The 21,613-nt window shown below is 42.1% G+C and carries 18 protein-coding genes and 1 other annotated feature; of the genes, 1 reads left to right on the top strand and 17 read right to left on the bottom strand.

The genetic code is table 11. The features are described from left to right. Positions 1-31 precede the first annotated feature (31 nt). From lonB to ilvE, 12 genes are all read right to left on the bottom strand, one after another. Positions 32-1,693, bottom strand: coding sequence for an ATP-dependent protease LonB (gene lonB, locus ACRRMM_RS03790; RefSeq protein ID WP_007501566.1), 1,662 nt, complete (start codon positions 1,691-1,693; stop codon positions 32-34). A gap of 138 nt (positions 1,694-1,831) precedes the next feature. Next, on the bottom strand, positions 1,832-3,097 hold the full coding sequence (clpX, locus tag ACRRMM_RS03795) for an ATP-dependent protease ATP-binding subunit ClpX (protein ID WP_017358145.1): 1,266 nt from the start codon (positions 3,095-3,097) through the stop codon (positions 1,832-1,834). A gap of 251 nt (positions 3,098-3,348) precedes the next feature. Then, positions 3,349-4,623 carry a trigger factor gene (gene tig / locus ACRRMM_RS03800; protein ID WP_017358146.1) on the bottom strand — a complete coding sequence of 425 codons (1,275 nt, stop codon included), beginning with the start codon at positions 4,621-4,623 and terminating at the stop codon, positions 3,349-3,351. 240 nt (positions 4,624-4,863) lie between these two features. Next, entirely contained in the window at positions 4,864-5,871 is a 1,008-nt protein-coding gene (gene ddcA / locus ACRRMM_RS03805; protein ID WP_008342841.1) for a DNA damage checkpoint antagonist DdcA, read from the bottom strand. A 123-nt stretch (positions 5,872-5,994) separates the two neighbouring features. Further along, complete coding sequence (gene leuD / locus ACRRMM_RS03810) at positions 5,995-6,594, bottom strand: 3-isopropylmalate dehydratase small subunit (protein ID WP_008342843.1); 600 nt, start codon at positions 6,592-6,594, stop codon at positions 5,995-5,997. Between the two features lie 15 nt (positions 6,595-6,609). Then, complete coding sequence (leuC, locus tag ACRRMM_RS03815; protein ID WP_428828474.1) at positions 6,610-8,025, bottom strand: 3-isopropylmalate dehydratase large subunit; 1,416 nt, start codon at positions 8,023-8,025, stop codon at positions 6,610-6,612. A 42-nt stretch (positions 8,026-8,067) separates the two neighbouring features. After that, positions 8,068-9,165, bottom strand: a complete 1,098-nt coding sequence (gene leuB / locus ACRRMM_RS03820; protein ID WP_056705888.1) for a 3-isopropylmalate dehydrogenase — start codon at positions 9,163-9,165, stop codon at positions 8,068-8,070. Positions 9,166-9,183: 18 nt separating this feature from the next. Beyond that, complete coding sequence (locus tag ACRRMM_RS03825; RefSeq protein WP_008342850.1) at positions 9,184-10,737, bottom strand: 2-isopropylmalate synthase; 1,554 nt, start codon at positions 10,735-10,737, stop codon at positions 9,184-9,186. Next, positions 10,724-11,752 (bottom strand): ketol-acid reductoisomerase, encoded by a 1,029-nt coding sequence (gene ilvC / locus ACRRMM_RS03830; protein WP_007501581.1) that lies wholly within the window; start codon positions 11,750-11,752, stop codon positions 10,724-10,726. Before ilvC ends, ACRRMM_RS03825 begins: the two co-directional genes overlap by 14 nt. Positions 11,753-11,770: 18 nt before the next feature. Continuing rightward, positions 11,771-12,289 carry an acetolactate synthase small subunit gene (gene ilvN / locus ACRRMM_RS03835; RefSeq protein ID WP_007501584.1) on the bottom strand — a complete coding sequence of 173 codons (519 nt, stop codon included), beginning with the start codon at positions 12,287-12,289 and terminating at the stop codon, positions 11,771-11,773. Further along, positions 12,286-14,010: an acetolactate synthase large subunit gene (gene ilvB, locus ACRRMM_RS03840; protein ID WP_008342854.1), complete on the bottom strand. Its 1,725-nt coding sequence runs from the start codon at positions 14,008-14,010 to the stop codon at positions 12,286-12,288. The genes ilvN and ilvB overlap by 4 nt, the downstream gene beginning before the upstream one ends. Before the next feature lie 122 nt (positions 14,011-14,132). Further along, positions 14,133-14,380: a binding site (T-box leader), on the bottom strand. An 8-nt stretch (positions 14,381-14,388) separates the two neighbouring features. Further along, positions 14,389-15,303 carry a branched-chain-amino-acid transaminase gene (ilvE, locus tag ACRRMM_RS03845; RefSeq protein ID WP_008342856.1) on the bottom strand — a complete coding sequence of 305 codons (915 nt, stop codon included), beginning with the start codon at positions 15,301-15,303 and terminating at the stop codon, positions 14,389-14,391. Between the two features lie 433 nt (positions 15,304-15,736). Between ilvE and ACRRMM_RS03850 the strand changes: the two genes are divergently transcribed. Next, positions 15,737-16,780: a lactonase family protein gene (locus ACRRMM_RS03850; RefSeq protein WP_008342861.1), complete on the top strand. Its 1,044-nt coding sequence runs from the start codon at positions 15,737-15,739 to the stop codon at positions 16,778-16,780. 195 nt (positions 16,781-16,975) lie between these two features. Here ACRRMM_RS03850 and ACRRMM_RS03855 read toward each other — a convergent pair whose 3' ends face one another. The 5 genes from ACRRMM_RS03855 to dltA all read right to left on the bottom strand — a co-directional run bounded on the left by ACRRMM_RS03855 (position 16,976) and on the right by dltA (position 21,601). Continuing rightward, positions 16,976-17,395, bottom strand: a complete 420-nt coding sequence (locus ACRRMM_RS03855) for a YkvA family protein (RefSeq protein WP_017358150.1) — start codon at positions 17,393-17,395, stop codon at positions 16,976-16,978. Between the two features lie 95 nt (positions 17,396-17,490). Continuing rightward, positions 17,491-18,657: a D-alanyl-lipoteichoic acid biosynthesis protein DltD gene (gene dltD / locus ACRRMM_RS03860; protein WP_017358151.1), complete on the bottom strand. Its 1,167-nt coding sequence runs from the start codon at positions 18,655-18,657 to the stop codon at positions 17,491-17,493. Further along, positions 18,657-18,893: a D-alanine--poly(phosphoribitol) ligase subunit 2 gene (gene dltC, locus ACRRMM_RS03865; protein ID WP_017358152.1), complete on the bottom strand. Its 237-nt coding sequence runs from the start codon at positions 18,891-18,893 to the stop codon at positions 18,657-18,659. The genes dltD and dltC overlap by 1 nt, the downstream gene beginning before the upstream one ends. A 21-nt stretch (positions 18,894-18,914) precedes the next feature. Further along, the gene (gene dltB / locus ACRRMM_RS03870; RefSeq protein WP_008342868.1) at positions 18,915-20,099 is read right to left on the bottom strand and encodes a D-alanyl-lipoteichoic acid biosynthesis protein DltB; all 1,185 of its coding nucleotides are present in this window, start codon (positions 20,097-20,099) and stop codon (positions 18,915-18,917) included. Beyond that, positions 20,096-21,601, bottom strand: a complete 1,506-nt coding sequence (gene dltA / locus ACRRMM_RS03875) for a D-alanine--poly(phosphoribitol) ligase subunit DltA (protein WP_017358154.1) — start codon at positions 21,599-21,601, stop codon at positions 20,096-20,098. Before dltA ends, dltB begins: the two co-directional genes overlap by 4 nt. Positions 21,602-21,613 lie beyond the last annotated feature (12 nt).

The raw sequence follows: 21,613 nt of genomic DNA on the forward strand, positions 1-21,613 counted from the left end.
TTCACTAAAAAATCCCCATATGAGATGGGGATTAAACAGATTTCCTTTTCATTTCTTCTTCTAGTCCATCTTTCTTCTCATCTGGCGGATTGACCAAACACTGATCCAGCACTTCTTGGAAATGCTTCACAGGCACAATCGTAACCCCTTCAATCTCTTTTAAGATCGACTGCTGATTGTCATAAGGGATGATCACTGTTTTGACACCCGCTTGTTTGGCTGCCTTGATTTTTGGTATGACACCGCCAATCGGCTTCACCTGACCTTGTAATCCAATCTCACCGGTCATCGCCGTTAAATGATCAATCGGGATTTGATGAATGGCTGAGAAAATGGCTGTGGCCATCGCAATTCCAGCAGACGGCCCATCAATCGGGGCACCAGCCGGAAAATTAATGTGGATATCATATTCATTTGTTCGTATGCCTAAGTTTCGAAGCACGGTTAAGACATTTTCAACTGAGCCCTTCGCCATACTTTTCCGTCTGATCGATTTAGACTGATTGCCGATGCTTTCTTCTTCCGCAATACCTGTAATATTGATACTGCCTTTTTCAAGCGCTTTACAAATGTTCACTTCAATTTCAAGCAGAGCCCCGCTGTTCGGTCCATACACGGCAAGACCATTTACTACTCCTACCTTTGGCTTTTCCGGTACTTTTTGTTCATATCTTGGTGTCAGCTGGCTTGAATGAATGACCCATTCTACATCGGCGATCGTAATATCTTTTCGGTTTTCAGTGACAGCCATACCTGCGGCGATCTGTACCATGTTGACCGCTTCACGTCCATTTTTCACATAAGATGTTAACAGGTTCAGTCCTTCGTCACTTAATTCCTTCTGTATTTTCTCGACTGCTTTAGCTGCAACAATTTTCAGCTCATGCTGATCCAAATCCTTGAAGAAAATCTCCAAACATCTTGATCGAATAGCCGGCGGAATTTCGTCTGGTGTTCTTGTCGTGGCGCCAATCAGTCGAAAATCAGCGGGTAACCCATTTTGAAAAATATCATGGATGTGATTCGGGATTTGCGTATTTTCTTCACTGTAATAAGCACTGTCTAAAAACACTTTTCGATCTTCTAGCACTTTGAGCATTTTGTTCATTTGAATCGGATGCAGTTCTCCAATTTCATCGATAAAGAGAACGCCGCCATGAGCATGTGTGACGGCTCCTTGTTTCGGCTGCGGAATGCCTGCCTGTCCCATGGCCCCTGCTCCTTGATAAATGGGATCATGTACGGAACCAATCAAGGGGTCTGCGATGCCTCGTTCATCAAATCTTGCCGTTGTGGCATCAAGCTCAACAAATACTGCATCTTTTTTAAATGGTGAATCAGCGTGACGCTTCGCCTCTTCCATCACTAGACGAGCAGCAGCTGTTTTTCCAACACCAGGCGGCCCGTAGACGATGACATGTTGCGGATTCGGTCCACACAGGGCAGCTTTAAGTGCACGTATACCATCTTCCTGCCCTACAATATCTTGAAACCCCTTTGGCCGGACTCTCTCTGATAAAGGTTCACTCAGTTTAATGGATCGCATCTTTCTGAGTGCTTCCATTTCTTTTTTTGATTCTTTATCGATCGTCACCTTTTGTGTGCGCTGATTTTTCAGTAAGTTCCAAAAGTACAACCCGATGACGATACCAAAGAACAGTTGTATGAATAATACGATTCCTGTCCAGCTCAATCGGTGCTCCCTCCTTCATCTATCGTTATGTATTGGTTTCTGTCTGCTAGTATTTCCTAGAGCTGGACGGAATAAACACAACTTCCACGATAAATAAAAAACTCCTGAATCAAACGATTCAGGAGTCATCAAACGGGCTTATGCCGATGTTTTTGTATCTTTATTCACGACTGTACCGTCTTTTAAGACAAGACGAGGCGGCTCACCATCAGCAACCGTTTCACCAGTAATGACACATTTCTCAATATCATCACGAGATGGAAGATCAAACATCACATCAAGCATGATGCCTTCAATGATGGAGCGAAGACCACGAGCTCCTGTTTTACGCTCAATTGCTTTTTTCGCAATTTCGCTAAGAGCATCTTCTTCAAACTCAAGCTCAACATCATCAAGCTCAAGCATTTTTGTATATTGCTTAACGAGCGCATTTTTAGGCTTCGTCAAGATTTCTACAAGTGCTTTTTCATCTAACGGCTCTAGGCTTGCAATAACCGGAAGACGACCGATGAATTCTGGGATTAAACCGAAGCGAAGTAAGTCTTCTGGCAGAACTTTTGATAGAAGGACTTCTTTTTCAAGATCTTCAATTTTATTTTCCGCACCGAATCCAATGACTTTTTGACCTAGGCGGCGTTTGATGATTTGCTCAATGCCGTCAAAGGCTCCACCACAAATGAAGAGGATATTTGTTGTATCAATTTGAATGAATTCTTGATGAGGATGCTTACGTCCACCTTGAGGCGGTACACTAGCGACTGTTCCTTCAAGAATTTTCAAAAGGGCTTGCTGTACACCTTCCCCAGATACATCACGAGTGATAGAAGGGTTTTCTGATTTTCTTGCTACTTTATCGATCTCATCGATGTAGATAATGCCTTTTTCAGCTTTTTCTACATCATAATCTGCTGCTTGGATCAGCTTTAGTAAAATATTCTCTACGTCTTCCCCAACGTAACCTGCTTCTGTTAAAGACGTCGCATCTGCAATCGCAAATGGAACATTTAAAATACGTGCAAGCGTTTGAGCAAGTAATGTTTTACCGCTTCCTGTAGGTCCAATCATAGAAATGTTACTTTTCGAAAGCTCAACATCATCAATCTTACTGTTGGAATTAATCCGCTTGTAATGGTTATAAACCGCTACAGCTAAGGATTTCTTCGCATTCTCTTGTCCGATGACATATTCATCAAGAATTTCCCGGATTTCATGAGGTTTCGGAACATCCTTGAATTCAACTTCTTCCTCAGTACCGAGCTCTTCTTCAACTATTTCCGTGCAAAGCTCGATACATTCATCACATATATATACGCCAGGTCCTGCGACCAGTTTACGCACTTGATCTTGCGTTTTTCCGCAAAACGAGCATTTTAATTGACCTTTTTCCTCGTTGAATTTAAACATTCTTTCACCCCTTATTCTTCTTCACTTGCCTGTAGCTAACAGTCAGCTACCCTTCTGGGTCCAGTATGTATGCATTTTACCATACTTTCCTAAAAGACGGTAATGATGTGTTTGTAACACTGCACATTGAGATATGTATGACAGAAAGATGCGACTTACACTATCGTTTCCAAAAGAAGCGATGATAAGTCAAAAATTGTACAAAACAAGGCACGAGTCACTCGCGCCCTGTTTTATTATTATGCACCATATTAACGGTTTTCTACAAGAAAATCAATTGCTTTACGAACTTTTAAATCTTCTTTCATTGCTTCAGTAGAACCGATCGCTTGTTTGATATTTTCAACTGGCATGTTGTATGCTTCAGCCATTTTTGAAAGTTCTTCTTCCACTTCTTCATCAGACACTTGTAGGTCTTCTGCAGCAGCAATTGCTTCAAGAGTAAGATTAGATTTTACGCGTTTAGCAGCATCTTCTTTCATTTGCTCTTTTAGCGCATCTTCATCTTGTCCAGAGAACTGGAAGTAAAGCTCAAGGTTCATCCCTTGCATTTGAAGACGTTGTTCGAATTCTTTCATCATGCGGTCTAACTCAGTGTCAACCATCGCTTGAGGAACGTCAACTTCCGCATTTTCAGAAGCTTTTGCTACTAGCTCTTCACGAAGTTTGCCTTCTGCTTCGTTTTCTTTTGCTTCTTCAAGACGTTTCTTCGTTTTTTCAGTTAATTCAGCAATCGTTTCAACTTCTTCATCAACATCTTTAGCGAACTCATCGTCAAGTGCTGGAAGTTCTTTTGCTTTAATTTCATGAATTTTCACTTTGAATACAGCTGGTTTACCTGCAAGGTCTTCAGCATGATATTCTTCTGGGAATGTCACTTCAACATCTTTTTCTGCACCTGCTTCAAGACCAACCAATTGCTCTTCGAAACCAGGGATGAATGAACCAGAACCTACTTCAAGAGAGTAGTTCTCAGCTTTTCCGCCTTCGAATGCTTCTCCATCAACGAATCCTTCGAAATCTAGAACAACTGTATCGCCGTTTTCGATTGCGCCTTCTTCTTTGACAACAAGCTCAGCTTGACGGTTTTGCATAGCTTTTAACTCTTCTTGGACATCTTCATCAGATACAGATGTGTCGTCTTTTTCTACGTTAAGACCTTTGTAGTCACCAAGTTTTACTTCTGGCTTCACTGTTACTTTTGCAGTGAAGATTAAGCTTTCGCCTTTTTCGATTTTCTCAACATCGATTTCAGGGCGGTCAACCGGCTCGATACCAGCTTCGTCGATTGCTTTCGGATATTCAACTGGAAGAAGAATATCTAGTGCATCTTGATAAAGAGATTCTACTCCAAAACGCTGCTCGAAAAGACCACGTGGTACTTTCCCTTTACGGAATCCAGGGATTGATACTTGCTTAACTACTTTCTTAAATGCATCATCAAGTGCTTTGTTAAATGTTTCAGCGTCAACTTCTACTGTTAAGACACCTTCGTTACCTTCTTGTTTTTCCCATTTTACTGACATGTGTGTTTCCCTCCAAAAATCTATTCAGATTGTGCGTTGTTACATTCTAAAGCATCATAAAGACTTCGTCCAATCAAAAACCACGCACTCCGCTAAAGAAGCGGTCTTATGTATACAACATTTGACTTGATTATACATAACGTCTTTCAACCGTTGGAATCTTACAACCGCACGATATATGCACAAATACAACCATTATATTATAACATAACAAGTCCGTCTTTCAACTAAATCGACAAATTACAAATAAGAAATTTCTTCAATATCTTTCAGCATTGTACAAGCTTCTCTCAGCTCTCGTTCGTTAAAATCATACAATAAATGCAATTCTTCTAGGTCAATCTCGATTCCATGCATTTCATAGCCGACTTTATGAAGTGCCGCAGCCCAAAGATTCGGATCCGTATATTTAGGAAGAAATGGATATAGCACAAATAAGTGCCGGCGCCATAACTCTTCAACTCCTTGGTAAAGGGTTGGGTTCTCATTGCCGAGTGTGTCATCGAGCTTTCGAAGGACTTGCTGAAGCAGTGGCATTTGCTCTGGCTTGACAGCCTCAGAAGGAACAAGCGTTAAAGAATCACCGAACTTCGTCACATGAACCGGCTTTGCCACATCATGATCTGACAGAAGTTGCAGGATCAATGATTTGACCAAAGGGTTTCCATCAGGCTTTTGTAGGATCGTATTTAATAGACCCATATGCGGCGTGATGTTTCGGTCTTTCAGCGAATGGATGAACTGCACCTGCTCTTCTGGCCGCTCGAGCATTTCATCTATATTGATTTCTCCGCTGCCTTCCTCGTCTTCGTCTAAAATCTCTTCTGGTGATTCAATCATCTTTCTGCTAAATTCAAGCAGTTTATAAAAATGCTCCGCGCTTTCTGCTGGAAGGTGATTTTCTTCAAGGACAGCCTCAATTGTTTGTTTGACTTCCTCGTACTCTTTCAGCTGAATTAAGATGGTCATATATACTTGAAGCACAGTGAAATAGTGTCCATATCCTTCATGTAGCATCTTTTCACATACTCGCTTTGCATCCTGCAGCTCACCAAGCTCTAGAAAACAAATCGCCATACCGAGATGAATATCGGATTCTTCATCGTCATCATACGATTTCGCTTCTGAAAATAAGTGAAGCGCCTCTTGATACTGTTTATCTTTTAATGCTGCCATTCCTTTTTCAATCAGTCTTTCTTTCAGACCAGGAAACAAAATGACATTATCTTTCTTCTTGTCATGTTTCATGCTTACGTTCCTTTCGGGCGCATATTTTTTATCAGTTTACCAACGAAGGTTAGTAAACACAAGTAACGAGAGGTTTTCATGCAAAAAAGAAGCCGTCACACCACGGGGACGGCTTCTCGTTGTTTATGCACGCAGCCAGCTGCTACGTTTCTCTTCAAATGCTTGAATCTCATCTTCTAGTAACAATGTTAATGAAATCTCATCATAGCCATTCAGGAGCATTTCTCTCCAGTGTGGATCTACATCGAAAGGAGTAACATTCCCTTCATGGTCTTGAATCTGTTGTTTTTCCAGATCAACTGTCATTTCATATCCTTTGTTTTCATATGATGCAGCAAACGTTTTCCACACATCATAATCAAGGCGGATTGGAAGCATCCCGTTTTTAAAACAGTTTTGATGAAAAATATCGGCGAAAGATGGGGCAATGACAATTTTGAAACCATAATCATCAAGTGCCCAAGGCGCATGTTCCCTTGATGATCCGCAGCCAAAGTTTTCGCCTGCGATCAAAATAGAGGCTCCTTCATAAATCGGCTGATTGAGTTCAAAATCTGGATTCGGACTGCCATCTGCTAAATATCGCCAGTCGAAGAAGGCAAATCGGCCATATCCTGTTCGTTCGATTCTTTTCAAAAACTGTTTCGGAATGATTTGATCTGTATCTACATTTATACGGTTAAGCACAGCGGCTTTTCCTTTATGAGTGACTAAAGGCTCCATCTATGACACAACTCCTTACACGACTGTTTTCTCTTGATTAAACTTCCTGACATCGACAAATCGGCCATGTATGGCAGCCATTGCAGCCATTGCCGGGCTGACTAGATGCGTTCTTGCACCCTTCCCTTGACGTCCCTCAAAGTTACGGTTTGATGTAGATGCACAGCGTTCACCTTCTGGGACCACATCGTTATTCATACTGAGGCACATACTACAGCCAGATTCTCTCCATTCAAATCCTGCTGCTAGGAAAATTTCATGAAGACCTTCTTCTTCTGCTTGCAGTTTGACACTTTGTGAGCCAGGAACCACAATCGCTCTGACATGATCAGCTACTTTTTGTCCTTCAATCATAGAAGCGGCTTGGCGTAAATCAGTCATTCTTGAGTTCGTACATGAGCCAATAAACACATGCTCAATCGTAATATCTTCAATACGCTGATGCGGGTGAACCCCCATGTATTCATAAGCACGTTTTGCTTCTTTTTGGTCATCTTCTTGTGCAAAATCTTCAGGTCCTGGAATTGCCGCATCCACAGGGAGCACCATTCCTGGGTTAATTCCCCACGTGACCATTGGTGAAATATGATTTCCATCTAAAACAATGGTTTTATCATAGGTCGCACCCGGATCTGTTCTTAGTTCTTTCCATTCTTTGATCGCTGCTTCAAAATCTTCACCCTGCGGTGCGTATTTGCGTCCGCGGCAATATTCAAAGGTCACTTCATCAGGTGCGATCAATCCTGCTCTTGCGCCTGCTTCAATTGACATATTACAAACGGTCATCCGCTCATCCATTGACATGTTTCTGAATACTTCCCCAGTGTATTCAATGACATAACCTGAACCGAACTTCACGCCATGTGCGCCAATGACTGCTAAAATGACATCTTTGGCTGTTACCCCTTTTTGAAGCGTTCCGTCTACTCTAATTTCTAGTGTCTTCGGACGCTGCTGCCAAAGTGTTTGTGTGGAAAGCACATGCTCAACCTCACTTGTGCCAATCCCAAAGGCAAGTGCACCAAATGCGCCATGAGTAGATGTATGACTATCTCCACACACGATTGTTTTCCCCGGAAGTGTTAAACCAAGCTCTGGTCCAACGACATGAACGATTCCTTGGTCTACACTGTGAAGGTCAGCTAGACGGACCCCGAATTCAGCACAGTTGCGCTCTAGAGCACTCACTTGCTTCTTCGCAATCTCATCTTTGATCACAAATCGATTCACAGTCGGAATGTTGTGATCCATCGTCGCAAATGTGTTTTGTGGTCTTCGCACCTTGCGCCCTTTTTGTCTTAATCCTTCAAATGCTTGAGGTGACGTCACCTCATGCACCAAGTGCAGATCAATATATAAAAGGTCTGGTTTTCCCTCGCCATTTTTGACAACATGCTGATCCCATATTTTTTCGATGATTGTTCGAGGCATAACCCTTTTTCCTCCCTCTACCTAATTCAACAAGATTTCTATTTATACAATTGATTTCGTACGTTGTTTGAGTGCATCTACAACGGCTTTCGTGATATCATCAGTCGTTTCATACGTTCCCTCTTTTGATGCTAGGTCCTTTGTTCGTTTGCCAGAGGCAAGAACGGCTTCCACAGCTGCTTCAATTGCAGCCGCTTCTTCTTCTAAAGCAAAGGATGTTCTAAGCAAGCTGGCTGCTGACAATATTGTAGCCAGAGGGTTTGCGACATTTTGCCCCGCAATATCGGGTGCTGAACCATGAATCGGCTCATATAAATGAAGGCCGGTGCTTGATAAACTAGCAGATGGCAACATGCCGAGTGAGCCAGTAATCATAGATGCTTCGTCACTTAAAATGTCACCAAACATATTCTCTGTCACGATGACATCAAATTGAGCGGGCTTATAAATCAGCTGCATCGCGGCATTATCGACGAGCATGTGCTCATATGCGACATCTGGATATTGTGATGCAACTTCTTCTACCGCATCCCGCCATAGTTTACTCGAAGCGAGAACATTTGCTTTATCCACAGACGTTACTTTTTTCCGTCTCGTTAACGCCATGTCGAACGCTTCTTTTAATACACGAACAATCTCTTCCTTTGTATAAAGAAGTGTATCAACCGCAGCTTCTTTTCCTTCATCATCCATGTAGCGCTCACTTGGTTCGCCAAAGTAGAGGCCTCCAGTTAATTCACGAACGATGACGAAATCTACTCCGCTAATGTGATCTTGTTTTAACGGTGAAGCCTCACTCAAGCTATCAAATACTTTGACAGGGCGGATGTTCGCAAATAAGTCCAGCTGCTTGCGAATGGAGAGCAAGCCTTTTTCTGGGCGAAGTTCTGGCGGGTTTTGATCCCACTTTGGTCCGCCAACGGCTCCTAATAAAATCGCATCTGCGCTTTTGCACACTTCTACTGTTTCTTTAGGGAGCGGATTGTTTTTTTCATCTATCGCTATACCGCCAATGAGAGCTGTTTCGAATTCAAATTCGTGTTGAAATTGAGCCGCTGTCTCTTTCAGGACAGCGACGGCTGATGTGACGACTTCCGGTCCGATTCCATCGCCGGGCAAAAGTGCAATTTTCTTTTTCATGAGTCCCTTCCTCCTTTCTTATGAGATGGCGTGATGTTTCTCAATTTCTATTAGGTTTGATTTAAAGATTAAATGTCTATTCACTGCATTGACGTAAGCTTTAGCCGATGCTTCCAGCACATCTTGTGCTACACCGCGTCCTGCTGTTTCTTTTCCTTCTATTGAAACAGTGACATATACTTCCGCTAGTGCGTCTCTGCCTTTTCCATTTGATTGAATACGATAGTCTAGCAAATGAATTCTTTCCTCCATACAGCGCTCAAGCGTGTTGTACACAGCTTCTACACTGCCTGCACCTGTAGCTGCTTCTTGAATGACTTCCTGCGTTTCTTGATTTTTAAGAGAGACTGTTGCTGTCGGCATTTGCTCTGTTCCATAGTGAACTTGAAGACTTTCAAATTCATAGCCGATTTTCCGGTCTGCTACTTTTTCTTCTAATATAATAGAGATCAAATCATCATCTGTGATTTCTTTCTTCTTCTCTGTTAAGTTCTTAAAAGTTTCGAAGAACTTATTGATTTCTTCTTCAGTCAATTTAAAGCCGAGTGTTTTTAAGCGGTCTTTAAACGCGTGTCTTCCGGAGTGTTTACCAAGGACAAGCACATCTGTTGTGACGCCTACAAGCTCTGGAGAGATAATTTCATAGGTTGTTTTTTCTTTGAGGAATCCATCTTGGTGAATACCTGATTCATGAGCAAATGCATTGTTTCCAACGACTGCTTTATTACGCGGTACAATCATACCTGAGTATTTGCTCACTACATCACTTGTACGCTTAATTTCATTCAACTGAATGGTTGATTCGACTTGGTAAAAGTCTTTGCGAATATGAAGGGCAACTGCAATTTCTTCTAAAGCAGCATTCCCTGCGCGCTCTCCAATACCGTTGACAGCCGTTTCAATTTGATCTGCTCCATTTTCAATGGCAGCAAGTGAGTTCGCTACAGCCATTCCTAAATCATCATGACAGTGTGCTGACAAGATGACTTGATCGATATTTGGAACGTGTTCCTTCATATATTTAAAGATATTTCCGTACTCTTTTGGTGCTAGGTATCCAACAGTGTCAGGCAAGTTAATGACACTTGCGCCTGCGTCGATCACTTTTTCTACAATTTCTGCTAGGAAAGAAAGATCTGTCCGGCATGCATCTTCTGCTGACCACTGAACAACTGGGAAGCGCTCTTTCGCATATTTCACCATTGAAACAGCTTGTTCAACCACTTCTTCACGCGTTTTCTTTAGTTTATGCTTGAGGTGAATGTCAGAAGTCGCAATAAAGACGTGTATTCTTGGTTGAGCTCCATCTTTTAATGCGTCCCATGCAGCATCGATGTCACCTTTCACACATCGTGCAAGTCCTGCAACTGAACAGTTCTTAATCGTTCTTGCAATTTCTTGTACGCCTAAGAAATCCCCTCGGGATGAAGCGGGAAAACCCGCTTCAATGATATTAACCCCAAGGCGCTCAAGCTGCTTAGCAATGATTAGCTTTTCTTGTGCATTTAAGTTCACTCCTGGTGATTGCTCTCCATCTCGAAGTGTTGTGTCAAAAAAATTAATTTTTCGCACCGACGCTCACCGCTTCCTTTTTCTTTCCTTGTTTAACGAAAGGCATCATTTCACGAAGCTTTCTTCCGACAATTTCAATTTGGTGCTCATTTTCATTTGCATTGATTGCATTGAAACGTGGACGATTCACTTGGTTTTCAACAATCCATTCTTTCGCGAATGTTCCGTTTTGGATGTCAGTCAAGACTGCTTTCATTGATTCTTTTACTTTTGCATCCACAACGCGTGGTCCTGATACGAAGTCACCCCATTGCGCTGTATCAGAGATTGAATATCTCATACCTTCTAATCCTTCTTCATACATAAGGTCAACGATCAATTTCAGTTCATGCAGACACTCGAAGTATGCAAGCTCTGGCTGATAACCAGCTTCTGTTAATGTTTCAAAACCTGCTTTTACTAATGAAGTAAGACCTCCACAAAGAACTGCCTGCTCACCGAATAGATCCGTTTCTGTTTCTTCTTTAAATGTTGTTTCAAGAACGCCCGCTCTTGCTCCACCGATTGCTTTTGCATAAGCAAGTGCTTTGTCTTTCGCTTGACCAGATACGTCTTGATAGATAGCAAATAGTGCAGGTACACCAGCGCCTTGCTCATATGTTCTTCTGACAAGATGTCCTGGACCTTTTGGAGCCACAAGATACACATCTACGTCACTTGGAGGAACAATTTGATGGAAGTGAACGTTGAATCCGTGTGCGAATACAAGTGAATTCCCTGCTTCTAATTGATCTTTGATTTCTTCATCATATACTTTCTTTTGCTGCTCATCTGGAAGTAATACCATGACGACATCTGCTTGTGCTGCTGCTTCTTTTACTGTGAATACTTGATGACCGTCTTCTTGTGCTTTTGTATAAGATCCGCCTTTTCTTACGCCGACAATGACATCTACGCCGCTCTCTTTTAAGTTCAATGCATGTGCATGACCTTGTGATCCGTAACCAATGATAGCTACCTTTTGACCGTTTAATACGTTTTCTTGAATATCACCGTTATAATATACTTTTACCATTTGACTCTCTCCTTTTGTTTAGACAATTGAAATTGTTTTATTTGTTTGCGGCTTTTGCTGATTATCTCTCGCAAAGGCCGTGGTGCCAGTTCTGGCGACTTCTTTAATGCCGTATGGCTTAAGTAATTCAATGAGTGCTTCAATTTTTGAAGACTCACCTGTCACCTGAATGACGACACTTTCTCTGCTCACATCTACAATAGAAGCTCTAAACGGTTCAATGACACCCGTGATCTCCATTCTAGATGCTGGTGCAGATACGACTTTTATCAAAGCCAGCTCTCGCTGAACGATTGATTGGTTTGTAATGTCTGTTACTTTCAGAACATCGATTTGTTTGTTCAGCTGTTTTGTCAGCTGTTCGATGTCTTTCTCCTGGTCTACATGGACGACGAACGTGATGCGTGATACATCTTGAATCTCAGAATGGCCGACCGTAATGCTTTCAATGTTGTAGTGTCTTTTCGTAAAAAGGCCTGTGATTCTGTTCAGTACGCCTGATCGATTTAATACAGTCAACACAATAATTCTTTTCAAGGTTTCACCCCCACCATCTCATGAAGTCCTTTCCCCGGTGCTACCATCGGGAATACTTTCTCATCTCTCGCTACATTGACATCGATGAAAACAGGCTCTCTAGACGTTAATGCTTCTTCTAGCTTTTCTTGCGCCTCTTCGTCTGATGAGATTCTGATCCCTTTAATGCCATAAGCTTCAGATAATTTCACGAAGTCTGGCTGCTCTGAAAATTTAGAATGTGAGTAGCGTTCTTCGTAAAAAATTTCTTGCCATTGTCTTACCATTCCAAGACTGTGATTATTGAGAACAATCACTTTCACTGGAAGGTTCAGCTCACGGATAACGGCAAGTTCTTGCAGGGTCATTTGGAAACCTCCGTCTCCTAAAATCGCTACAACCGTTGCCTCTTGATCAGCTAGCTGCGCGCCAATCGCTGCCGGTAAACCAAATCCCATTGTGCCAAGCCCACCAGATGTCACCCATTTATCGGCATTTTCAAATGGATAGAACTGTGCAGCCCACATTTGATGCTGTCCAACATCAGTTGCCACAATGGCTTCACCTTTTGTGAATTGATGAATGTATTCAATCAGCTTTTGAGGTTTAAAACCTTCAGCTTCGTTTTCGACATACCAGAGTGGATATTCTTCTTTCCACTGATTTAGCTGGCTCTTCCACTCGTCTGATTCACCTTGTTTCCCGTCCTGCTTGATCAGTTCTTGAAGCACTAGCTTACTGTCACCAACAACTGGGATATGGGTGTGAATGTTTTTACCAATTTCCGCTGGGTCGATGTCAATGTGAGCCACCTTCGCATGCTTTGCAAAATGATTGAGGTTGCCGGTTACCCTGTCATCAAATCTCGCTCCGATTGAAATGAGTAAGTCACATTGATGTAGTGCCATGTTCGCTGCATATGTGCCGTGCATACCCGCCATTCCTAGGAAAAGAGGATGCTTTGCCGGGAATCCACCAAGCCCAAGCAATGTATGAGCGACAGGGATTTGTTGCTGCTCTACATATTGCCTTAATTCTTCCGACGCTTTGCCGTGAAGAACGCCAGCTCCTGCAAGAATAACTGGTTTCTTTGCTCTGCTTACAGCTTCTACTAACTTGCGAATTTGCAAATAATTCGGCTCAATTTTCGGCTGATAACCTGGCAAATCGATTGGCTGATCGTATTCAAATGTCCCTTCAATGCCAGCGACATCTTTTGGAATATCAATCAAGACTGGACCAGGTCTGCCGGTTGTTGCGATGTGAAATGCCTCTTTAATGACACCCGGTAACTCTTCTGGACGTCTCACTTGATAGCTGTGTTTTGTGATTGGCATTGTGATACCAAGTACATCTGCTTCTTGGAAAGCATCTGATCCAATGACTGAGGTTGCCACCTGTCCAGTGAAGATAACCATAGGTAGTGAATCAATCATCGCATCCGCAATTCCTGTGACTAGGTTTGTTGCCCCCGGTCCTGATGTGGCAATAACAACGCCTGGTTTACCAGATACTCTTGCGTATCCCTCCGCTGCGTGAATCGCTCCTTGCTCATGTCTTGGCAAGACATGAAATAAACCAGAATCGTAAATTTTATCGTAGATCGGTAAAACGGCTCCGCCAGGATAACCAAAAATGACTTCTACTTTTTCTCTTTTGAGTGCTTCAATTAACATGAGTGCACCGTTCATCGTTTGTGGTGCATTTGATTTTTCCGTCTCCATTTGTACATTTGTCCCCATTTGATTTCCTCCTCTTTGTCTTGCTTCAGTCAAGTCCTTTCACCCTTTTCCATTCAAGATAGAGATATGAGACCATATAAAAAAGCCTTCTCACCCCACAATGACACTACTTTTCACTAGGTCAAAGGGGCGAAAAAGCTTTGTTTTTCGCGGTACCACCCTTGTTCACGGCAAATCATGCTGCCGTCTCATGGACATCTTTCATCCATTTTGGTAACGAGTGATGCAATGTCACTCGGTCTGCCCTACTATCATTTCAAGCAGACACTCAGAGGTGAGTTCACTTTAGAAAGTAACACCGGTTTCCAGCTAGCACCGGCTCTCTGTAGATACTGACTCTAAAGCTACTAGTCCTCTTCAACGTTTATCGATATCTATTTAGCTTGCGTGAATGTTCTCATCGGTAAAGACTACTTTTTCTCCTTCTTCAACGACTCGCTTGCGGAATTGTTCAAGAAGTTTGTTTGTGTGGAACCCTGGTTTTCCTTCGCCAATGATACGACCGTCAACTTTTACAACAGCGATGACTTCGGCAGCGGTTCCTGTCAGGAAGACTTCTTCAGCTGTATACACATCATGTCTTGTGAAAGGTTCTTCTTTCACTTCGTAGCCTAAGTCTTCTGCAATCTCCATGATGGCATTTCTTGTGATGCCTTCAAGTGCGCCGATATAACCTGGCGGTGTATAAAGCTTGCCTTTTTTATAAATAAACACGTTGTCCGCTGAACCTTCAGCCACATACCCTTGATCGTTCAGCATGAGCGCTTCACTGACACCGGCCATATGGGCTTCAATTCGGACAAGAATGTTATTCAAATAGTTTAATGATTTCACTTTCGGACTCAATACGTCAGGACGATTTCGTCTCGTTGGTACTGTCACAATATCAATACCTGTTTCATATAGGTGCTTTGGAAAGATGGCCAGCGGCTCTACAATGATCACTGTGTTGGCTCTCCCGCAGTTGTTTGGATCTAAGCCAAGATCACCGGCTCCTCTTGAGACAACAAGGCGGATATAGGCATCTTTTAGGCCGTTCCTTTCAACTGTATGAATCATTTTTTCAGTGAGCTCCTCAAGTGAATATGGAATGTTCAGCATAATGGATCTAGCGGAATCATACAGGCGATCTAAGTGTTCTTTCATTCGAAAGATATTTCCGTTATATACACGTATTCCTTCGAACACACCGTCACCATATAAGAAGCCATGATCATAAACTGAAATTTTCGCATCCTCTTTTTTCACGAGTTCATCGTTTAAAAAGATCCACTGTTCCTTTTGGTCTTCCATCTTCAGTGAGCACCCTCTCTTTCAAACAAAAAGTAGTTGAATTTTCAGACACTTTATTTTGAAGTGTCTCACGCTTGCTCTTTCGTGTTTGTTTGCTTTTGTTGAACCCATCTTACGCCCCTTTCCATACAGTGTCAACAGCATTTTTAAAATTATTAGACAATTTAGACTAATCAAAATAAAATGTATACGCTTACACCTTTGCTAGACAAGGAATGAAAAAACCTAAAATTTTTTGTATTTTTTCTTCAATTTATTTACTCTACATGAACGGTTTTCTTTTGAACAAGCTTTTGTGATATTTTTTCACACGGTTTTTGAAGAATATTGTGAGATTTCATTGCGTTTGTTTTTTCCTTCAGCATGCCTTTCTAAAGCGTTTTCCTATGAATTTGTGATAGAATGAGAGCATCTAATAGAAGGAGGGCAATACATGGCTAACATCAGAGGTTATATCGGAACGTATACAAAGGGAGACAGCAAAGGAATCTATTCTTTTACTTTAAATACGGACAAGCAGCAGATTGAACAAGTAGAAGTGGCTGCAGAACTTGAAAATCCTACATATTTAACTGTCTCAGATTCTCAAAAGTTTGTGTATGCTGTTGTGAAAGAAGGAGCACAGGGCGGTCTTGCTGCGTATCAAATTGATGCCGACACCGGCGCACTTCGTTTCATCAACCAAGAGCTTGCCGATGGGGCTTCTCCTTGTCACGTCAGCGTGGACAGCCAAACGAAAACGGCGTTTACAGCAAACTATCATAAAGGAACAGCAGAGATGTATGAAATTGATGCTGAAAACGGCTCAGTGATCCGCACACTGTCACAGGCGCAGCATGAAGGCACTGGACCAAACGAAGACCGTCAAGAAAAACCGCACACCCACTTTATGGGTTTGACGCCTGATGAACAATTTGCGGTGGCTGTTGACCTTGGCACAGACGGTATTTATACGTATAAGAAAGAAAACGGCAAACTTGAGCTTGCCCATACATTTGAAACAAAACCAGGCAGCGGCCCTCGTCATATCACATTCCACCCAACGAAACCTGTGGCATATGTCATGACAGAGCTCAGCTCAGAGGTCATTGTACTTCGTTACTTTGAAGATGGTCATTTCGAAGAGATCCAAACGATCGCAACCATTCCTAATGACTTCACAGAGAATAATCAAGGCAGCGCCATTCATGTGTCTTCTGACGGTCAATTTGTGTATGCAGGAAATCGTGGACATGACAGCATTGCCATTTTCAAAGCAGATCATGACGGCAAACTAAGCCTCGTTGAAATTGCTTCATCTGAAGGAAATTGGCCTAGAGACTTTGTCCTTGATCCAACAGAAGAATTTCTCGTTGGTTCAAACCAAGAATCTAGCAACCTTGTGTTATACAAACGTGACAAAGAAACCGGTAGACTCACTGTCTTACAATCAGACATCACCGTTCCGCATCCGGTTTGCGTGAAATTTTTAGGATAATGAAAAAAGCCTCCGGTTAGGAGGCATTAGATTGTTGACAAAGGGCTAAAATGAACTTTATTTTAGCCCTTTGTCTTTTTTTCAGCGTAGTTGAAAACCCTTGAAGTCTAGGAAGAACGAGCACCGAAGCGCAGGACTGACAAAGAATGCGAGGGTTTGTCTACACGCTGAAGCCTCCGTTTAGGAGGCTTTTCTTTAAGCAGACGGCATACCGCCATCTTCAAGCTTTTCGTCAATGAAAGACGTATCGCTTTTTTCACCGAACCATTTTCCCAGCCTGTCTTTCGCTTTTCCTTTGACATCGTCATCAATGTACATTGCGACTTGAAGCAGAGCAAATGTGATGGCGCCTAGATCATCTGTGTAGCCGATCCCCACCAATGTATCAGGGATTAGGTCAATCGGAAGGATAAAGTACCCTAGCGCCCCAATGATGAGGGTCTTCGCTTTAACCGGTACTTCGGGTTTTTGCAATGTATAATAAAGTAATAACACAGCATAGACAAGAGAAACTCCAGCTTTTTGTGCCGTCTTTTTTAACTTTTCCCAAAAGGCATGATCATTAAAATGCTTCTTTGAACGCTTTAATAGTTCTTTTTTCTCAGAACGATTCATCGTATCGCCTCCATATTCAGCATAGCCCTTCCACCTTATTTATACAAAAAATCCACTCATTCGACAAACAAAAAGCAGCAGAAAGCTGCTGCAATCTACTGCTCTTTGTAAAACTTTTCGATCGCCTTATCGATGTATACCCATCCTTTATACGACACATGAATCGTATCCTTAAAGAAATATGGGTCATACTCATGAGAAGTCAAATCTGCGACTTCATACCCATTATCTCGAATTTGACGATTGATTTTTTGATAATAATCTGTACGTCCCTCTTTCGGAAAACCAGTGTAATCATACCATTTTCCGTTGACGGGAATCGTCACGAATAAAGGCTTCGCCCCTGCCTGTTTTAAAATATCCAGCATGATCTGGAAATCTTTATATTCAGGTGATTCTGCATAAGAATTGTCACGACGAGAATCCTTCATCTTTTTCATGATCGGCTTCAGCTTGCGATCAAACAGTCTCTGATCAATATAAAACGGGTTGTCCCCTGCTTTTTCAGATCCTAGGACGCTCGCTTCTTTTTCAAGCTCAGTCCATGTTTTCCCTTTCACTGAAGGAGACGGACGAAGCTTGCGCTCATGCCCAGACCCGATCGTATAGTACATGTCTTTCTTTTGAAGCATGCCATAATACATTTTTGCAATAGGAGAAATCGCGCCATAGGCGAATTTGTTCCCAGAAAGCTCTGCTTTAAAAAGCTCTGTGATGACCATGTCGTTCTTTACTGCCTTAAACTTCATGATTCTTTTGATGAGCTCTTTTTTAACAGCTGGATCAATTTCTTTATTATAAGCGAGATCAAGCGCCTGAAGCGCTGAATAGTTAGGAGCAAAGTGATTCTCGTCTGATCCCCATTTGACAAACCACTGCGGGGACACGATAAACACAAGCTTTTTCCCTTTTAATTCATCCATATGCGCTGCAAAGTTCATGGCATGAATTAATGATTGCGATCCACCTTTTCCAACAAGATAAGGTGTAAACCCTTGAGGATTTTCATGAAAGAAATTCGAAGGGTGATATGGATCAAAACGTGATAGTTCAGAAGATCCATAGATCGGCAAATAAGTTGGATCTTTTAGCATTTCATCTTGTAAATAAAGCCCTTGGAACATCCCTGGATCTAATTCTGTGGCTGACTTTTGTAATTTGTCTTTTGGGATCAGATGTGAGAGCCATGCATTTGGTACAAGAAGAACACCAATGAATAGAACAGCCGCTAAAATAAGCGGCCCAAAAAAACGCTTTTTCATTACTTCATCTCTGCCAGCTGCTCAGCAATGTGATTCGGTGTATCCCACACATCACGATCAAATTCTGTAATCGGAACCATAATTCCTAGCTGACTTTCAATTGCCATGAGCAATTCAACTGTACCAAATGAATCAAGAAGACCTTCTTCAAAAATCGCAATCTCTGGATTTTCTTTCACAACGTCATCCTGACAAACCTCTGCAATAATACCGAATACTTGATTTTTAAATTCCATAATTTTCTACTCCCTTATCCATTAATGATGAAATGGTTTTCCTGAAAAAATATAAAAACCGAAACAAATGACGTGGAATGTAATAATGATCGACACAACCATTGTGACCTTATTATCCGGCCACCACTTGTGCTTTTTATTCCACTTCTCAAATAAATTGTAACCGGACATCACAACTGCATGGTATAGTCCGTAAATAATATATTGAAGGGCGAGACCATGCCAAGCACCCATCAATAGAAAGAGGACAAAGTACCCAATATTTGATACAGCCATCCGGTTCTTGATCCACTTCTTCTTTGTCATAAAGAACACAAATCTCATAAACACATAATCTCTGAACCAGAAGGATAGCGACATGTGCCAGCGATTCCAGAAGTCTTTAATATTACGGCTGATAAACGGTTTATTAAAGTTTTCTGGTGATTTAATACCCATGATATAACTCACACCTACAGCAAATGCTGTATATCCAGCAAAGTCAAAGAACAAATACATACTGTACGCATACATATACGTTAACTGTTGAACAAAGTGACTGCTGCTAATGTGGTGAATATTCATCAGAATATATGTGTGAATGAGATAACCAATAATGAACTTATATAAGAACCCGATAAAAATTTTATGAATCCCTGCATATAAAAGATCACTGTACACTTCTTTTTCAGGCGGTGTATCCATATCCTTTTCAAACCGGCGGTAACGGTCAATTGGACCTGACGAAATCGTCGGGAAAAAGACGATGAAATAAACCAAACGGTGAATCGGGATTTTCTTTTTAATCAAGCCGTCTCTTGTCTCGATAATTAACTGAACACCTTTAAATGTTAAGTACGAAATCCCCAAAAAGCTCAGCCAGTTCATTGGCGGCGGTTGATGCGGCTGATGAGTTAAAAAGAACGGTAAAATCTTTGATAGCACAAGCGGCAAAATCGATGCCACCACTGCCATATAGAAGACAGACGCCTTGTTCGCCTTCAACCGGTACGCAAGGTATAGGCGGATAATCAAGACTTGCCACACTGTAAACAGGAACAGCAGCAAAGCGCCATGTGCATCCTTTGAGAAAATAAGCGCAAGTGCCACAACCGTTGCAAACATGTTGTAGCCCTGCATTCTTTTGCCGCGAAGACCAAGAATCATCGTCGGCAAAAGAAGAATACCAATTAGAATGAAGAAAAAGAATGAACTAAACGGAATCATAGAAGAACCTCTTTCGCGATTCTTTTACGGTCAACCTTCCCGTTTGGCGTCATGTACAACTGCTCAAGATAGACAAACTTTCTTGGAATCATGTACGCAGGCAGTGAATCCGCCATTTCTTTCTTAATCGCACTTGTCAGCTGATATTCTTTTTCAAAGGAATGCGCTGCTGGCACAATGGCTGCAATCAAGTACTCCACATGCCCGTTTGGCTGGAATGGCACAATCACACAAGCATTGACATACGTTGTCTCGCTCACATGATATTCAATTTCTTCAAGCTCCATTCGGTATCCATGTAGCTTAATTTGATAGTCCAGACGACCGTGGCACGTAATCAAACCATCCTGCGCCACACCTGCGTCACCTGTGCGGTAAGCAGGGCGTCCTTCGTATTCAAAGAACACTTTATCCGTTAAGGCTTGTTCACCTAAGTAACCTCTCGTGACGCTTGGCCCCACGATGACAATTTCCCCTTTTTCCCCATCAGGGAGTGTCTTGCCTTCTTCATCTAAAATGACGATATCTGTATCCGATTTGGCATAACCCACTGGTAAAGAATCGTGCTGATCAAGAATCTCCTGCGTGACTTCAATCGATGTAATTGCAACAGTTGCTTCAGTTGGACCATACGTATTAAAGACCTGCGCCTTAGGAAAACGCTCAAGAAGTGCACTTGCTACAGAGACAGGAAGTGCCTCACCGCAGAAAAGGAAAACGTTTAGCTTTGGTAAAAGGTCACCTGTAAAGGATGGGTCCATTAAGCACATTTGCACAAAGGAAGGTGTTGATGTCCACACTTCAACGTCAGATTGACCAAGTGCTGCAAACATATCCTTTGGCTTATTCACAAGATCTTTCACTAAACAGTAAAGCGTGCCGCCTGATTGAAGCGCTGGATACAAATCCATCACTGATAAGTCAAAAGAAAATGGTGCTTGATTTAAGAACGTGCGCCCCTCACCAATTGGGAAATCGCGGCAAATCCACTCTGTAAAACTTTCTAAATTATTGGCTGTTACCTGAACGCCTTTCGGTTTTCCGGTACTGCCAGACGTATAAATAATGTAGAAAACATCATCTTGTTGAACCCACTGCGTGGATGGCGGTACTTCTTTTTCAAGTGCTAAAAGCGATGCCGCACTCTTCACTTCAATGTGTTCTTCTACACCTGGTACAGCCTGCTCATTTGCACAAATCAATAGACTGGCTTTTGAGCTTTCAATGATTGAGACGATGCGCTCGACAGGTATTGAGATGTCGACTGGAATATAGGGTCTGCCTGATTTCACAGTGCCTAAGAAAGAAATCAGCATCTCTGGCTCCATATGACCGTATACAATGACAGGTGCACTGTCAGTTGCGACTGTATCAATCGCACCAGCCATTTGGTCTGATAGACGCCAAAGCTCATCATATGTGATCGAAGCATGTTGAGAAACAAATGCTGGCTGTGTCGGTTTCGTTTGTTGGTATTCATGAATCGTGTGTAATAGTTTCATAGTTTAATCTCC

It is taken from the genome of Bacillus sp. XT-4, from assembly GCF_050864245.1.
Classification (GTDB): domain Bacteria; phylum Bacillota; class Bacilli; order Bacillales; family Bacillaceae; genus Bacillus; species Bacillus altitudinis.

Coding starts and splice junctions, on each gene's coding strand:
- ilvC (WP_007501581.1), bottom strand. CDS start 11,752: ATGGTAAAAGTATATTATAACGGTGATATTCAAGAAAACGTATTAAAC.
- ilvE (WP_008342856.1), bottom strand. CDS start 15,303: ATGGAAGACCAAAAGGAACAGTGGATCTTTTTAAACGATGAACTCGTG.
- ilvB (WP_008342854.1), bottom strand. CDS start 14,010: ATGGGGACAAATGTACAAATGGAGACGGAAAAATCAAATGCACCACAA.
- dltA (WP_017358154.1), bottom strand. CDS start 21,601: ATGAAACTATTACACACGATTCATGAATACCAACAAACGAAACCGACA.
- ACRRMM_RS03850 (WP_008342861.1), top strand. CDS start 15,737: ATGGCTAACATCAGAGGTTATATCGGAACGTATACAAAGGGAGACAGC.
- dltC (WP_017358152.1), bottom strand. CDS start 18,893: ATGGAATTTAAAAATCAAGTATTCGGTATTATTGCAGAGGTTTGTCAG.
- leuC (WP_428828474.1), bottom strand. CDS start 8,025: ATGCCTCGAACAATCATCGAAAAAATATGGGATCAGCATGTTGTCAAA.
- leuD (WP_008342843.1), bottom strand. CDS start 6,594: ATGGAGCCTTTAGTCACTCATAAAGGAAAAGCCGCTGTGCTTAACCGT.
- ddcA (WP_008342841.1), bottom strand. CDS start 5,871: ATGAAACATGACAAGAAGAAAGATAATGTCATTTTGTTTCCTGGTCTG.
- leuB (WP_056705888.1), bottom strand. CDS start 9,165: ATGAAAAAGAAAATTGCACTTTTGCCCGGCGATGGAATCGGACCGGAA.
- ACRRMM_RS03855 (WP_017358150.1), bottom strand. CDS start 17,395: ATGAATCGTTCTGAGAAAAAAGAACTATTAAAGCGTTCAAAGAAGCAT.
- dltD (WP_017358151.1), bottom strand. CDS start 18,657: ATGAAAAAGCGTTTTTTTGGGCCGCTTATTTTAGCGGCTGTTCTATTC.
- tig (WP_017358146.1), bottom strand. CDS start 4,623: ATGTCAGTAAAATGGGAAAAACAAGAAGGTAACGAAGGTGTCTTAACA.
- clpX (WP_017358145.1), bottom strand. CDS start 3,097: ATGTTTAAATTCAACGAGGAAAAAGGTCAATTAAAATGCTCGTTTTGC.
- dltB (WP_008342868.1), bottom strand. CDS start 20,099: ATGATTCCGTTTAGTTCATTCTTTTTCTTCATTCTAATTGGTATTCTT.